This is a genomic window from Paenibacillus tritici (genome assembly GCF_013204885.1).
Classification (GTDB): Bacteria; Bacillota; Bacilli; order Paenibacillales; family Paenibacillaceae; genus Paenibacillus_AQ; species Paenibacillus_AQ tritici.
Map to the genome: position 1 here is coordinate 59,314 of NZ_JABMKX010000022.1, position 13,892 is coordinate 73,205.

The window sequence follows — 13,892 nt, forward strand, 5'->3', positions numbered from 1 at the left end:
TGATGTGAATTAAGAGGTATAATTCTGGCCCAGCCCCAGGCTGCTCAGCAGCTGTCTATAAGCAATCGACGTCCGGTCTGCCGGAATATGGGCTTCCGCCTGGAGGTCCAGCGGCAGATCCTCCGGCGTCTGCGACTCCACCATCTCCGCGTCCTCCTGGAACACCTGAAGATTGAACTTGATCGTATCCTCTACAGGAGCGCTTTTGTCAAAGTTACGCGAGATCGGGCAGAACAGCCTTGTATAGCGGGCGGATACCGGAGAAGCACAGTTCAGAATCTTCAGCCTGCCCTCATCCGGAAAATAGACGGTCAGCGATGCGGCAAACGGCGCAAATACCCGGAACTCACGCAGCCACTGGAAGCCTTCCGGTGCCGGATTGTCCTGCCCCTTGCCGTAATTACTGACCGTACTCCAATATTCAGCCACCAGCTCCGTCTCCCCTTCACGCCATACCTTGTACTGGGGAACCTCTGTATTATTACGGTCTCCGAAGGTTGCAGTATGCACGTACGCGAAATGGGACACATCCAGGAAGCCCTCCATCTGCCGCCCGGAGGAACCGGCAATATCAAAGCTCGGAATCAGAATGTTGATATAGTCCGGGTCCTCCCAGGCGGGGAAGGATGGAATCTGCTCCGGCGAACCTCCCAGACAGGTCCAGATCAGGCCATAACGTTCAACCGCCGGATAGACAATCAATTTCAATTTGGGTGAGATTTTGGCGCTTGGATGCGCCGGGACAGCGGTACATTTCCCCTCGCAGCTATAACGGAAGCCGTGATACGGGCAGACAATCTCCCCGTTCTCCACCCAGCCTTTGCTTAACGGGGCTCCCCGGTGAAAGCACAGATCACGGGCAATAACCACCTTATCTCCGCTACGGTAGCACACAAGCTTCATATCCAGCAGCTTCACCGCTACCGGCTGATCCTTTATTTCATCCGCAGCCGCCACCGGATACCAATATCCGGCCAGAATCCGCCAGTCTTCAGGCGAGAAGGTGCAATCACGCGGGAGCTCCAATTCTGCCTGCCGTTTCTTTTCCTCAATCATGGCTGCCCCACCTCTCTGTTAGCTATAAGTACATAAGATGTAGATAATCTAATTATATGTTAGATAAACTGACTTGTTGAATGTATTTTAAGCTTATACTCCATATAAAATCAATTCAAAAACTGATTATTTTGTAATTCAGCCTGAAATCAGCTGATTAATGTTATGCATAGTGACATAAAAGTTAAAACCTCATGATGAAGCATCCGAGATCAATCTATACTGATCTATGCTGATCAAAAGGCTATGAAGCACGTAAAATAAATAGTATATAAAATTCACTTGCTTTATTAAAGTTATAAGCTATAATAAAAACATAATAACTGATTGCAAAACACTGAACACCAAATACGAGGAGGAATTATAATGTCAACTCTTAATATCGGAATTATTCTGGGAAGTACACGCCAAGGCCGCGTTAGTCCGCAGGTAGGCGAATGGGTGAAGGGTATTGCAGAAGCGCGCGGAGATGCTAATTATGAAATCGTGGATATTGCCGACTACAAGCTGCCGTTCTTCGGAGAAAGTGACAGCTATGCTGAAGCCCAGGCTTGGGCTGCCAAGCTGGCGACCCTGGACGGATTCGTCTTCATCGTACAAGAATATAATCACAGTCTTACCGGAGTCCTTAAGAACGCTCTGGATTCAGCGCGCGATGAATGGCATAACAAAGCAGCCGGCATCGTAAGTTATGGTTCAGGCGGCGGTGTCCGTGCCGCTGAACACCTGCGCGGCATTCTCGGCGAGCTGTCGGTCGCCGATGTCCGTGTTCATCCGCTGCTCTCGCTGTTCACTGATTTCGAGAACGGCTCCGTCTTCAAGCCGGCTGACCTGCATACTGCCAACGTCAACGCCATGCTCGATCAGCTTCTGGCCTGGAGCGGCGCTCTGAAAACGTTGCGCTCGTAATTAACCCGGCAGAGTACTACCGGCTGCCATTCATCTTAAGCTGACGTAAGAAATAAGGGCTGACCCATGGGGGTCAGCCCTTTGTTTTGTAGCAGGATCAACTTACACTTGGGTGGACACTGCGCGAACGGCCCCCCTCTCCTCTATCGCGACAACAGCCTGCTGATCAGTTCTCTGCGGCTGGAGACACCGGTTTTGACAAAGATAGATTTCAGGTGATCCTGTACCGTATAAGCAGAGATATGCAGCGATTCCGCCAGCTCCTTGGTCGATAACCCCAGCGCCAGCATCCCGGCAAGCTGCTTCTCCCGCTCGGTTAAGGCGAAGGCGTCTGCCAGCAGCCGGAATACATCGGCAGACCGGGCACTCACCAGTGAAACGGCCAGCAGCCTCTGCGGGCCGCCAAGCAGGCTGGCGGTAAGGGTCAGATAAGCCCCGTCTCCGGTCTGAAGGCATATCCGCGCCGCGGAGGGAGCAGTCCCGGAAGGATGGCTCTCCGCGAGCACCCGCAGGCAGACGGCACGCACCGGTCCTGGAAGTGTGCGATCTTCCAGATGCTCCAGGCCCCAGATTTGCTTCAGCCAATAATGAGCTGCTGCATTGGCACTCTGGGGAACCAGGCGGTCACTCAGCACGAGAATCCCGTTATCCTCCGGCTCTCCCCTGTCCGCTCCAGACGCCGGAAAGACAGACGCATATCCGCGCAGACGTTCAGCGATCAGCGGAACGACAGAAGCGATCACGGCGCATTCCTGCTCCTGGAATGGAGGGTGGTCCAGCGGGCGAAATAAGGTCAGGAATCCCCAGCAGACCCCGCCTGCCCGCAGCGCGGCACGCAGTTCATCTCCGAATCCGGCAGGCTGCAGCACCTTGCGGTAACGCTCACTCTTCTGCGGCTGTCCGCCGGTAATCAGGCTTAAGGAGGCTACCGGAATAGCCGCCGCAGCCAATGTCTCATATTTCATATAATCCTCATGCAGATACTCATATTCGAACAGCACTGAATGAACCGCTTCAAGCCCCTGCTCCGTTACCGCCCCCGTAGTTAGAAGCGTATGCGGGTCTACTGTAGTACAACAAGCCGCAGCAAACGGAATACTGAAACGGAGCGCTGCAATCACCGCTTCCCGGTACTGCTGTGAATTCAGGAACGGTCCGCCCCGTGCAGGATCAAGCTGCTGAATGCTTCTCATCATTTTGTTCATCTTCTGTCCTCTCCGATAATCCCACAAATGTGGGATAGTCTATCGCAGGCATAACCCGGATAATGATACGTAATTCTAAGGAAATCGCAGATTCTGCAATCAACCAGTTAGGACGGGATTCTATCATGAAAACAGATATTGTAGTTATCGGCGGTTACGGGCATGTCGGATCACAAATTTGCCGGATTCTTGGAGCGAAGTATCCTGGAAAGGTCTATGCGGCTGGCCGGAATCTGAGCCGGGCCGGGGAATTCTCCCGCAGTACCGGCGGGCAGGTGAAGCCGCTGCGGCTGTCGGCAGACGGGCCGCTGGACCCGGAGCTGCTGGAGCATATGAAGCTGGTCGTAATGTGTCTGGACCAGCAGGACACCCGGCTGGCGGAAGCCTGCCTGCAGAGCGGGACTCACTATGTAGATGTCTCGGCTAGCGGCGGGTTCCTGACCAGCCTGCAGAAGCTGGACCCTGTGAAGCATGGCTTCAAGGCCGCAGCCCTGCTGAGTGTCGGCCTGGCTCCAGGCTTGACCAATCTGCTTGCCGCCAAGGCTGCACAGGAGCTGGACCACACCGAGAAGATCGACATCTCAATCATGCTGGGCCTCGGCGACAGCCACGGCCAAGCCGCGCTGGAATGGACGGTGGACCATCTGGGTGCAGCCTTTGAGGTTACTGAACAAGGCAAACCGCGCAGAGTCTCGAGCTTCACAGACGGCAAAGTCGCTGATTTCGGCTTTGATCTGTGGACGCATACCGCCTACCGCTTTCCATTCCCGGATCAGATGACGTTGCCTCTGACACTGGGCGTCCCCTCGGTCTCCACCCGTCTCTGCTTCGATTCCCGCAGCATCACCACAGCCGCAGCCCTGCTGCGCCGCTCCGGTCTGTCCACTCTGCTGCGCAACCGAACACTCCGTAGTCTCGCGGTCCGGGCCTTCGGCCGCTTCCGGTTCGGCTCGGACCGCTTCGCTGTCAAAGTGGATGTTCATGGAACGAAAGACGGCAAACCTGCGGCCATTGAATACGGGATTACAGGTGTACATGAAGCAGCTATTACCGCTGCAACAGCAGCCGGAGTTGTTCTAAGACTCTACGAGGCCGCTCCCGAGCCCGGGGTCTATCATATTGAACAGCTATTCACTCTCCACACCGGAGGGGAAGCCTTATCGCTGCTTCCGGCAGACGCTGACGGCAGCGGGCCCCCGTTCACTTACGCACTGGACGGGGCGACTTACTGGACCCGGTCAACCCGGCCTTAACATGCTTAAGCTGGGCTACAATGATGACGCTGATAATTACCAGCAGGAACCAGGAGCTGATCTTGCCGAAGCCGACCAGCCGCCAGGTCTCATGCTGGTTGGGGTATTTCCAGGCACCCAGGAAGGTGGCGATATTCTCGGCCAGCCAGATGAAGAATCCTACAATGGCAAAGGCCAGGATCAGCGGCATCCGGTACGTCTTGCCCTGCACCCGGTAGATGATCCAGGTCCGCCAGAACACAACCACTACCAGTGCCGTCAGCCACCAGCGGAAGTCGGGAATGAAGTGGTGGGTGAAGAAGTTCAGGTAGATCGCTCCGCCCAGCAGTCCCGCAGCGGCAAGCCCCGGCCAGCCGGTCATGTCCATCTTCAGTCTGCGCCAGATCTGGCACATATAGCTTGCCACGCTTGCGTACATGAATCCGCTGTACAGCGGAACGCCAAGCAGCTTCGTATACCCGGGTTCAGGGTAGGCCCATGAGCCCATTCTTATTTTATAAATCTCAAGCACCAGGCCGATCACATGAAACACACAGATGACCTTAATCTCATCGAGGGTCTCAAGCCCGCTCCGGTACATCAGGTACTGCACAGTAAGCAGGATCAGCAGAATCAGGTCATAGCGGTGGATGAACGGCAGTTCGATGGTGCGGGTCAGCGTTAACGTTCCAAAGATCGCTACAGGAAAAATGCAGCTCATCGCCTGATGATACCCGAAGTGCAGCAGCCGTGTAAGGGATGTCAACATGCTTCTCCTCCTGCTCCCGGCCCCCATTATTCAACAGAATCCGGTGTGTATTCCAAGATATCTCCCGGCTGGCAATCCAGCGCCCGGCAAATCGCCTCCAGCGTTGAGAAGCGGATCGCCTTCGCCTTGCCGTTCTTGAGGATGGACAGGTTCGCCATCGTGATTCCCACCCGCTCCGTAAGCTCGGTCACGCTCATTTTCCGTTTCGCCAGCATCACATCAATATTAATTATTATCGCCATGGTCATCACCTCAGACTGTCAGATCATTCTCAGATTTCAAATCAATAGCATCCTTCAAAAGCTTCTGGAGTACAGCCGCGAATACGGCGATTACCATCGAGGCAAAAATAAAAATCATTCCAATGACGATAATCCCCGGGGCATCATCCTTCTCTGCCATGAGATAGAACAGCGGCATACCCAAGGCGAACATTCCGCTGATGGCGACTGCACAGTGCTTGATATTCTTCAGCACCCGCACAGAAGCATCCGAGAAGGCCATATTCTGGTCAATGTACCCTAACAGCTTGAAGGTCTGATAGAGCGCAATGTAAAAAGGTACAGCCGCCCCAAATAAATCAATCATGACCAGCACCTTCAGATAAGCCTGCCCGGGATACAGCTCAGCGGCAAAGCCGGCGATTGCCGGGACCACAAAGATGCACAAGGCCAGCGCACCCAGGGCCAGCAGAAGGATCACGGCCTTCAAAAAAGTCGTTGAAGCTGGTTTACGTGTCATCAAGAAAAGCACCTCACTCATTAATGGTGAGTTCAATTTAACATAATATTTATCGTTAATCAATATATTTAGATTGAATAATAATATTTAATTGTTGTTTAGGGACTGGCGGCATAGCTCAATGAACTGCTGCAGCGCCGCCGGAAGGGTCTCGTTCCTACGCGTGCAGACTGCAATCTTGTTGCTTAGCTGAATCCCTTCCACATATACGCGGGACAGCTGCTTCCACTCCACATATTCCCGCACGGCGAGCGAGGAGATAAAATTCGCCCCATACCCTGCCATGACCGAACGGATGGCTTCGCCCAGCCCGCTGAACTGCAGGGTGACCTGCGGCGGCTTCAGGCCATAGGTCGTACATAACGCGACCAGACGCTCCCGTGTGGAGCTTCCTTCCTCGCGCATGATGAACGGCTCCCGCATCATCTCCGTCAGGGACACCGTACGGCCCGCATAAGGATGGGAAGGAGCAACCACGAACCACAGCTCATCCTCCAAAAGCTCCAGCCAGTCCACATCCTCCGGCTTCTCCTTGGCTCCGCCCCCATAGAAGGCAACGTCAGCTTCATGCCGTTGCAATTGCTCGAATGCCTGCTGGGAATTGGTGGTTGTTATCTCAATCTCGATCCCGGGATGCCCGGCCTTGAACCTGGCAGCCCAGCCGGGAATCAGGAAATTGGCCGGCAGATACGTAGCAGCGATCCGCAGCCTGCCCTTGCGCCCCTGGCGGTAATCCTCTACATATTCTTCAATCTGTGCTTCATAAGTGAACAGATTCCCCGCCTGCTTCGCCAGCTCCATTCCGAAGAGAGTAAGCGAAATGCCCCGTCCGCTGGGATGGAACAACGGCAGGCCGAGGTCCTTCTCCAGCCTCTTGATCTGGCTGGTAACCGCCGGCTGGCTGATGTTGAGCCGGGCGGCCGCCTTCGTGACGCTTCCTGTCTCTGCCACATAATAGAACAGCCTCAGCGCATGTATATTCATAAACATCCCTCAATTCATAATATAAATGTATGTAAATCATAAAAACATATATTAGTGTTATGGATCATTATATTTTATATTTAAAGCAGTTCCAATACAACTCATATACAAACGGAGTGATTCACATGGAAGAACAGAACAAATGGAGCAAGGTTGATGGGTATTTCAATGACAGGCTGCTGGCAGCAGATCCGGTGCTGGACGCCGTGCTGGATGCGAATGCGGGTGCCGGACTGCCGGCGATTGATGTCGCTCCGAATCAGGGGAAGCTGCTGTATCTGCTGGCCAGGATGAGCAGAGCCGCCCGTATCCTGGAGATCGGCACGCTTGGGGGCTATAGTACAATCTGGCTGGCCCGGGCATTGCCGGAGACTGGACGCCTGGTTTCCCTCGAATTCGAGCACGACCATGTTGTCGTGGCTGAGGACAACCTGAGAATGGCGGGACTGGCAGACAAGACCGAAGTGATTGAAGGCCCGGCACTGGATTCGCTGGCGGCCCTGGAAGCCCGGAGCTGCGAGCCTTTTGACTTCATCTTCATTGATGCCGACAAGCCGAACAATCCCCATTACCTGAAGTGGGCGCTCAAGCTGGCCCGCCCGGGAGCGGTGATTGTAGCCGATAACGTCGTACGGGATGGCGAGGTCATTCAGGCGGACAGTACAGATGACCGTGTCCAAGGCGTCCGTCAGTTCATGGATCTGCTCGCTGCGGAGCCGCGGATAGAAGCCACTGCAATTCAGACGGTAGGCAGCAAGGGATATGACGGATTCGTCCTTGGCATTGTCACCGCATGACAATAACCCGCAGGCAAGGATAGCAATGCTTATCCTGCTCTGCGGGTTATTTGTGGTTTCAGGTTTTTTTGCACAGGCATCCGCCTATCCCTTCGACAGGCCCTCAATCACCTTATCAATATTCCACTTCATCATCTTAAGGTACGTATCTCCGTCTTCCCCTTCTTTGGCCAATGAATCGGTGAAAATCTTGGAGTGGACCGGCACTCCGGTCTCGCGCGATATGGTCTCCATCGTCTTGGGATTCACACTCGTCTCCAGGAATAACGCAGGAATCTGCTTATCCTTGATGATGCCGATAATCCGGTTCATCTGCTCCGGCGTCCCCTGGCTGTCGGTATTGATCTCCCAGATGAAGGCAGACTCGAAGCCGTAGGCCTTGGAGAAATATTTAAATGCTCCCTCACTGGTCACAAGGACCCGCTTCTCCTGCGGTATCTTGTTCACGGCTTCCTTGGCATATTGATCCAGCTCCGTCAGTTCTTTCACGTAGGCGGTCTGGTTATCGAGATAATACTGCTTATTCTCCGGGTCCTGTTCGACTACACGGGCAGTGATCACATCCACATACTTGATCGCGTTCTGCAGGTGCAGCCAGGCATGAGGGTCAACCTGGGATTCCTTCCCCTTCTCGGTTAGGTACATCGGTGTTACCTCTTCCGAGACGGCAAAAGCGGCCTCTGTCTTCTTCGTCACCTGGAGCAGATCCTGGAACCAGCCCTTCCCCGTCTCCAGATTCAAGCCGTTATAGAGAATAAGATCTGCACCCGAGACCTTGCCTGTATCTGCGGGCAGCGGGTCATACATATGCGGGTCCGTGCCGATAGGAACCATGCTGTAGACCTCCGCCTTGTCTCCGGTGATATTCCGGGTCATGTCCGCGATGATGGAATAGGTGGCCACGATCTGCAGCTTGCCGTCATCCGCCTCCCCTTTACTGGTATTGGAACAGGCAGCGAGTAGCAGAATTACCAGGGATACAGACAGCATTTTGACTAGTTTCATGCTTGCTTCAATCCTTTCCGCAGAAAATTATTCTTGGGCGATACGATGAATGAAATGCTGAACATGGTGACTCCTACCAGCACAATTGTGGCACTTGTCGGCAGATTGAAGCGGAAGCTCACATACACGCCGATGATGCCCGAGACCGCTCCGACCGCAGAGGCTAACAGGATCATGTGCAGCAAGGAATTGGACCACAGATACGAGGTGGCTGCCGGAATAACGAGCATGGCGATGACCAGCACAATCCCGACCTGGGACAAGGACGAGACGGTCACCACAGACAGCAGCATCATGAGCAGATAATGATAGAAACCCGTCTTAAGCCCGTAGGCCTTCGCCACCACCGGATCGAACGAGCTAATTAGCAGCTCTTTGTATAGCAGCGCTATGATTGCAATAACAACCAGCATAATGATGAAGGATTGCAGCAGCTCGGATTGCGGAACGGCCAGGATATTGCCGAACAGAATATGAGTGAGATCCAGCCCGCTCCGGGCAAAGGTAATCAGGACAATACCGAGGGCAAAGAAGGAGCTGAGAATGATGCCGATGGAGGTATCGCTCTTAATATTGCTGCGGCTGGTAATAAATTGAATAAGAATGGCTGCTAACAGGCCGAACAATGAAGCTCCCAGCAGAATGTTGATCCCGAGGATATAAGACAAGGCCACACCCGGAAGTACAGCGTGAGATAAAGCATCTCCCATCAGCGACATCTTGCGCAGCACAATGAAGCTTCCAAGCGCCCCCGAGACGATTCCGAGGATGATGGCAGATAATCCGGCGTTAATCGCATAGACCGGGATGTTCAGCAGATCTGAAATCGCATCAATCATGACCGGCACCTCCTGCGCCCTGAATCATTACATTGCCCAAGGAATTACCATACGCTTTGCGGATATTCTCCGTAGTGAACGTATCCTGCACATCTCCGAAGGCGATCAGCTGTTTGTTGAGCAGAATGATTTTGTCGAAATACTCTTCGACCTCATGCAGATCATGGTGCACCACCAGGATGGTCTTCCCTTCCCCGCGGAGCTGCTTGAACAGGTTAACGATGATTCTCTCACTGACCATATCAATGCCGACGAACGGCTCATCCAGGAAAAATACGCTGGCCTCCTGCGCAAGCGCCCGGGCAATAAATACGCGCTGAAGCTGCCCGCCGGACAAATTACTGATCTGCTTACCGGCAAGATCACTGATCTCGACCATCGCCATGCAGCGCTCCGCAACCGCTCTCTCCTTCTTGCCCGGCCGCCGGAACAGCTTCAGGTTAGGATAGGTTCCCGTCAGCACCGTATCCTTGACCGTAATGGGGAAAGTCAGGTCGATGTCGTTCTTCTGCGGCACGTAGGCGATCTTGCGTCTGTAGTGGGAGATGTCCTTCCCGTCGGCCTTAACCGTTCCGCTTCTCTTCTTAATCACATCCAGCAGCGCCTTAATGAAGGTGGATTTCCCGGCTCCATTGGGTCCGATAATGCCTACAGAGTGCCCGAAGGGAATATCCAGGGTTACTCCCTCCAGCGCTGAATTGCCGAAATAATCAACGTTTAATCCTTTAATCTGAATCATATTTAACCACCCGTTTCTCGTCAGGCTTATTTATGCGCCTAATGTTTCTCTTCTACATATATGTTTCCCTTGGGAAACTTTTATTCTTGTTACTAATATATTTGAGCATAGGCAAATTGTCAACGGTATTTCAAATTTTAATGGAGCATAACTTGAAATGTGAATGAATTTCCGTTATAGTGTGAATCAGTTCACACTTCAATTAAAGGAGGAAGCTATGCCCAAAAATACTTTCTTTCGTTTAGATGAAGCCAGGCGCGAGGAGATATCTAATAGTGCTATGCAGCTTTTTGTTGATCATCTTTACGAGGATATCACGATGAAGATGGTTCTGGATCGTTTGTCCATGCACCCCGGAACCTTTTACCGGTATTTTGAAGACAAAGATGACCTGTATTGTCAGTTAATACGTAATTTGACCCGGAAAAGAGCTGCGTATTTTAAGAACCATACGGAAGATTCTCTTTTTCCGTTTTTCCTTTCGGGCTTATTTGGTAACGTGAATAGCACCCTGACCGAGCCGCTGAATGAGCTGGAAATCAGACTCACTGAAACTTTTTTAACCATTCCCGAGAACATTTTGCTTAAAGTATATCTGGAGGTGCTGAAGGGCGAGTCGTTCCCCTTAATCAAGGACATGTTACGCCGGATGAGGGTTGACGGATACCTCCGGCCTGATATTGACGACGACCTGATTGCTTTTATGTTCGAGTCGATGCAGTTTAATTTAGTTATGTTTCATAGGGAATTCGCCATTAAGGACGCTGCGCTGCAACATAAGATTAACAAGTACTTTGCTGACTTCATGGGTCATGGGCTGCTTGAAGATCAACAATATGCTGAAATGCTCAGCAAGCTCAAGCCAGCCAAGGAGTAGAAATCATTCACTGGAGGGAACAAGCACATGAGAACTTATGACGTATTTCCAGAACCTGTAGGCGAATATACTGTCGGCCGGACTCAGATGGATTTGGAGTACACGGCATCCGATCACTCCACAAGAGAACTGACGGCGTTTGTATACTATCCTGCTGACAGCAGCGAAGGTAAGACTACATCAGCGTACATGTTTCCAGAAGTCTACGGGCTGCTTAAGGATCAGCCGCTTGTCACTGAGGATATTTTCACTATAGACTTCAAGACCCGGTGTTACGACGACCTTGCTCTCTCCGCGAAGGACAAGCGCTATCCGGTGTTATTCTATGTGTGCGGCGGGGGCGGTTCTCCGGAATGGGGTACAGTGCTGTGTACAGATTTGGCAAGCAAGGGATATGTCGTGGTAAGCATCGGCCATCCGAATAGCACGATGTATAAGCGTACAGACGGGCGCCTGTATAATGTATCCAAGGAGTTTTCGGATGTCCTTATGGAGTTCTCTCAAGATCCGGAGATGCTGGCGTTGGCTGGTAAGATGGAGATGCGTCCTGACGACGAGACGGCCATTGCCATGTGCCGTAAGGTGCTGGCACTGCCGGTACTTGCCAAGTTAACAGAGTATAGTGAATTACAGGCAGAAGATGTGAGACATGTAGCCGATTATCTCTACCAGCTGGACTCTGGAGAACTGAATTCCATCTTCAAGGACAGATTGCTGCTTGATACCGGCATGGGCATCGCCGGACATTCTTATGGAGGGCTTACGACGGCGATGGTCTGCCGGGACGACAAGCGGTTCGCCTGCGGGGTTGGCTTGGATAGCGGGGCGTTCGGCCTTCAGGACAGCGACCTTAAGACCCCCTTCCTGCTGCTGTATAATGAACCTAACTATAATATGAATGCGATCATTGGCGCTAACAATAGCAGGGAGACCTATTATTTCTCCGTTGACCGTGTAGGGCATTTAGATTACTGCGACATCGTGTTTACCAGCGTGAACGAGAAGCTCCGAGGCGAACGGGATGCTATGGAGATGCGAAATCTTATTACAGACTATACGGCGAACTTTTGTGATCATTATATCCTGCAGAAGGCGGCAAGTGTGGAAGGTCTGGCTTACGATGGCGTGGACCTAATCAGGAAGACGCAGAGCAAGTGACATAATCTCAGAGATTGCTGATAAGCAGTTTCAAAGAGCAGGCCGTATAGACATAGAGCCGGGTAACCCTATTACGCGGGTACCCGGCTCTTCGCATCGTTGGATATGACGATCAGTTCCCCTTAGGCAATGTGATGAAGATGAAGAAGCCGATCAGAAACAGCGGGATAATCGCTAAAATACTAAAGCGGGCATCGCCCGTTAGCGTCGTAGTCAATGACATCAGCGCCGGACCGAGAATGGCCGCGAACTTGCCGCAGATATTGTAGAAGCCGAAGAATTCATTAGAATTCTCCTTCGGAATGATTTTGGCGAAATAGGACCGGCTGAGCGCCTGGATGCCGCCCTGTGCCGAGCCGATCAGCGCACCGAGAATGAAGATATGCCACACCGAGGTGATGAAGAAGGCGGCAATACAGGAAATGATATAAGTAAATATCCCGACGATAATCAGCTTGCGGGCAGAGTGGGTTTTGGCCAGATTACCGTAGAGAATCGCACACGGAAAGGCAATGATCTGGATGATAAGCAGAATGCCCAGCAGGGTGAAGGTGTCCAGGGAATCCCCGCCCAGCACCGAGGTCGCGTACGGCACCACCATTTTGATAATGGTATCTACCCCGTCAATATAGAAGAAATAAGCAGCCAGGAAAATGAAGACGATCCTGTGCTGGCGGATATTCCTGAAGGTGGCGGCCAGCCGCTTGAAGCTCTGGACTACAGGCTTAGGTTCCGGCTCGATATAATATCTCTGCTTCACATCCCGGATCATCGGTACCGTGAGCAGCCCCCACCAGAGCGCCGTAAGGATGAATCCGATCTGGTAGCCGATAGCCTTGTCCATCCCCAGCATGAAGATCAGCAGCAGGCTGATGCCGAACGGAATACAACTGAAGATATAACCGAAGGCGAACCCTCTGGTGGATACCTTATCCATCCGCTCATCCTCTGTAATATCGACGAGGAAGGAATCATAGAAGATATTGGCCCCGGCGAACCCAATCGCTGACAGAATGTAAAAAGCAATCAGCAGCTGCCATTGCCCGCTGTCCGGGGATACGAAGGCCAGCGAGGCGGTAGCGAGTATGCCAACCGCAGCGAAGAAGATGAAGAAGCGCTTCTTCCGGTCCTTGTAATCGGCAATCGTCCCCAAGATTGGACTGAGGACGGCGACCAGAATACTGGCGATGGAATTGAAATAGCCCAAATCCATACTGCTGCCCACAGTCGTAAACATGCCGAAGATAATGGGCAAAAGCGCCGTAGTCACCGCCATTGAGTAGGCAGAATTACCGCAGTCATACAGAATCCATGATTTCTCCTCTTTACTCAGCTTCATCTAATCTTCTCCTCCAATAACCGATTGGTTCAGTTATATCACGCGAACATATGAAGCATGTTAAGGGGGCGTAAAATCGCAGAATTCCGTTCATAGGGATGTACATGGTCATTATAACCTGAATTGCCAAAGGATAGGGTGAAAAAAAGTTGCACCTTTTGCAGCTAAGAAATCATTGATAGCAGGCGTTCAGATGGAATATTGCATAAAATGCAGGAATAATTCGGCTAAGCCGCTTGAAA

At 52.2% G+C, this 13,892-nt stretch carries 15 protein-coding genes; 5 read left to right on the top strand and 10 right to left on the bottom strand.

What is annotated here, in order from left to right:
• Positions 1–9: 9 nt before the first annotated feature.
• Positions 10–1,056, bottom strand: coding sequence for a Rieske 2Fe-2S domain-containing protein (locus tag HQN87_RS28185; RefSeq protein WP_173140079.1), 1,047 nt, complete (start codon positions 1,054–1,056; stop codon positions 10–12).
• A gap of 366 nt (positions 1,057–1,422) precedes the next feature.
• Here HQN87_RS28185 and HQN87_RS28190 point away from each other — a divergent pair, with 366 nt between their 5' ends.
• Positions 1,423–1,965, top strand: a complete 543-nt coding sequence (locus HQN87_RS28190) for an NADPH-dependent FMN reductase (RefSeq protein WP_173140081.1) — start codon at positions 1,423–1,425, stop codon at positions 1,963–1,965.
• Positions 1,966–2,108: 143 nt separating this feature from the next.
• Here the strand turns inward: HQN87_RS28190 and HQN87_RS28195 are convergent, their stop codons facing one another.
• Positions 2,109–3,170 carry a helix-turn-helix transcriptional regulator gene (locus HQN87_RS28195; protein ID WP_173140084.1) on the bottom strand — a complete coding sequence of 354 codons (1,062 nt, stop codon included), beginning with the start codon at positions 3,168–3,170 and terminating at the stop codon, positions 2,109–2,111.
• 125 nt (positions 3,171–3,295) lie between these two features.
• On the opposite strand from HQN87_RS28195, the gene HQN87_RS28200 reads away from it, so the two are divergent.
• Positions 3,296–4,423: a saccharopine dehydrogenase family protein gene (locus HQN87_RS28200; RefSeq protein WP_254075703.1), complete on the top strand. Its 1,128-nt coding sequence runs from the start codon at positions 3,296–3,298 to the stop codon at positions 4,421–4,423.
• On the opposite strand, the gene HQN87_RS28205 is transcribed toward HQN87_RS28200, so the two are convergent.
• The 4 genes from HQN87_RS28205 to HQN87_RS28220 form a co-directional block, all read right to left on the bottom strand.
• Positions 4,371–5,168 carry a DUF817 domain-containing protein gene (locus HQN87_RS28205; RefSeq protein ID WP_173140149.1) on the bottom strand — a complete coding sequence of 266 codons (798 nt, stop codon included), beginning with the start codon at positions 5,166–5,168 and terminating at the stop codon, positions 4,371–4,373. The genes HQN87_RS28200 and HQN87_RS28205 overlap by 53 nt on opposite strands.
• Positions 5,169–5,197: 29 nt before the next feature.
• Entirely contained in the window at positions 5,198–5,413 is a 216-nt protein-coding gene (locus HQN87_RS28210; RefSeq protein WP_173140086.1) for a helix-turn-helix domain-containing protein, read from the bottom strand.
• 10 nt (positions 5,414–5,423) lie between these two features.
• Positions 5,424–5,912 carry a DUF2975 domain-containing protein gene (locus HQN87_RS28215; RefSeq protein WP_173140088.1) on the bottom strand — a complete coding sequence of 163 codons (489 nt, stop codon included), beginning with the start codon at positions 5,910–5,912 and terminating at the stop codon, positions 5,424–5,426.
• A gap of 87 nt (positions 5,913–5,999) precedes the next feature.
• Positions 6,000–6,896 (bottom strand): LysR family transcriptional regulator, encoded by an 897-nt coding sequence (locus HQN87_RS28220; protein WP_173140090.1) that lies wholly within the window; start codon positions 6,894–6,896, stop codon positions 6,000–6,002.
• 125 nt (positions 6,897–7,021) lie between these two features.
• Here HQN87_RS28220 and HQN87_RS28225 point away from each other — a divergent pair, with 125 nt between their 5' ends.
• Positions 7,022–7,693, top strand: coding sequence for an O-methyltransferase (locus HQN87_RS28225; RefSeq protein WP_173140092.1), 672 nt, complete (start codon positions 7,022–7,024; stop codon positions 7,691–7,693).
• A gap of 84 nt (positions 7,694–7,777) precedes the next feature.
• Here HQN87_RS28225 and HQN87_RS28230 read toward each other — a convergent pair whose 3' ends face one another.
• From HQN87_RS28230 to HQN87_RS28240, 3 genes are read right to left on the bottom strand one after another with little or no spacing between them, the layout of a single operon-like run.
• Positions 7,778–8,698 carry a metal ABC transporter substrate-binding protein gene (locus HQN87_RS28230; protein WP_173140095.1) on the bottom strand — a complete coding sequence of 307 codons (921 nt, stop codon included), beginning with the start codon at positions 8,696–8,698 and terminating at the stop codon, positions 7,778–7,780.
• Positions 8,695–9,537, bottom strand: a complete 843-nt coding sequence (locus HQN87_RS28235) for a metal ABC transporter permease (protein ID WP_173140097.1) — start codon at positions 9,535–9,537, stop codon at positions 8,695–8,697. Before HQN87_RS28235 ends, HQN87_RS28230 begins: the two co-directional genes overlap by 4 nt.
• Positions 9,530–10,273 carry a metal ABC transporter ATP-binding protein gene (locus HQN87_RS28240; RefSeq protein WP_211724021.1) on the bottom strand — a complete coding sequence of 248 codons (744 nt, stop codon included), beginning with the start codon at positions 10,271–10,273 and terminating at the stop codon, positions 9,530–9,532. Before HQN87_RS28240 ends, HQN87_RS28235 begins: the two co-directional genes overlap by 8 nt.
• Positions 10,274–10,493: 220 nt before the next feature.
• On the opposite strand from HQN87_RS28240, the gene HQN87_RS28245 reads away from it, so the two are divergent.
• Positions 10,494–11,153, top strand: coding sequence for a TetR/AcrR family transcriptional regulator (locus HQN87_RS28245; RefSeq protein ID WP_173140101.1), 660 nt, complete (start codon positions 10,494–10,496; stop codon positions 11,151–11,153).
• 27 nt (positions 11,154–11,180) lie between these two features.
• A complete protein-coding gene (locus HQN87_RS28250) occupies positions 11,181–12,311 on the top strand; it encodes an alpha/beta hydrolase (RefSeq protein WP_173140103.1) in 1,131 nt (376 codons plus the stop codon).
• Between the two features lie 112 nt (positions 12,312–12,423).
• Here HQN87_RS28250 and HQN87_RS28255 read toward each other — a convergent pair whose 3' ends face one another.
• Entirely contained in the window at positions 12,424–13,650 is a 1,227-nt protein-coding gene (locus tag HQN87_RS28255) for an MFS transporter (RefSeq protein ID WP_173140105.1), read from the bottom strand.
• Positions 13,651–13,892 lie beyond the last annotated feature (242 nt).

What these genes read in the sequence shown, in the direction of transcription:
- HQN87_RS28225 (WP_173140092.1), top strand. Translation starts at nt 7,022, where the DNA reads ATGGAAGAACAGAACAAATGGAGCAAGGTTGATGGGTATTTCAATGAC.
- HQN87_RS28185 (WP_173140079.1), bottom strand. Translation starts at nt 1,056, where the DNA reads ATGATTGAGGAAAAGAAACGGCAGGCAGAATTGGAGCTCCCGCGTGAT.
- HQN87_RS28255 (WP_173140105.1), bottom strand. Translation starts at nt 13,650, where the DNA reads ATGAAGCTGAGTAAAGAGGAGAAATCATGGATTCTGTATGACTGCGGT.
- HQN87_RS28215 (WP_173140088.1), bottom strand. Translation starts at nt 5,912, where the DNA reads ATGACACGTAAACCAGCTTCAACGACTTTTTTGAAGGCCGTGATCCTT.
- HQN87_RS28230 (WP_173140095.1), bottom strand. Translation starts at nt 8,698, where the DNA reads ATGAAACTAGTCAAAATGCTGTCTGTATCCCTGGTAATTCTGCTACTC.
- HQN87_RS28220 (WP_173140090.1), bottom strand. Translation starts at nt 6,896, where the DNA reads ATGAATATACATGCGCTGAGGCTGTTCTATTATGTGGCAGAGACAGGA.
- HQN87_RS28190 (WP_173140081.1), top strand. Translation starts at nt 1,423, where the DNA reads ATGTCAACTCTTAATATCGGAATTATTCTGGGAAGTACACGCCAAGGC.
- HQN87_RS28245 (WP_173140101.1), top strand. Translation starts at nt 10,494, where the DNA reads ATGCCCAAAAATACTTTCTTTCGTTTAGATGAAGCCAGGCGCGAGGAG.
- HQN87_RS28235 (WP_173140097.1), bottom strand. Translation starts at nt 9,537, where the DNA reads ATGATTGATGCGATTTCAGATCTGCTGAACATCCCGGTCTATGCGATT.
- HQN87_RS28195 (WP_173140084.1), bottom strand. Translation starts at nt 3,170, where the DNA reads ATGAACAAAATGATGAGAAGCATTCAGCAGCTTGATCCTGCACGGGGC.
- HQN87_RS28250 (WP_173140103.1), top strand. Translation starts at nt 11,181, where the DNA reads ATGAGAACTTATGACGTATTTCCAGAACCTGTAGGCGAATATACTGTC.
- HQN87_RS28210 (WP_173140086.1), bottom strand. Translation starts at nt 5,413, where the DNA reads ATGGCGATAATAATTAATATTGATGTGATGCTGGCGAAACGGAAAATG.
- HQN87_RS28200 (WP_254075703.1), top strand. Translation starts at nt 3,296, where the DNA reads ATGAAAACAGATATTGTAGTTATCGGCGGTTACGGGCATGTCGGATCA.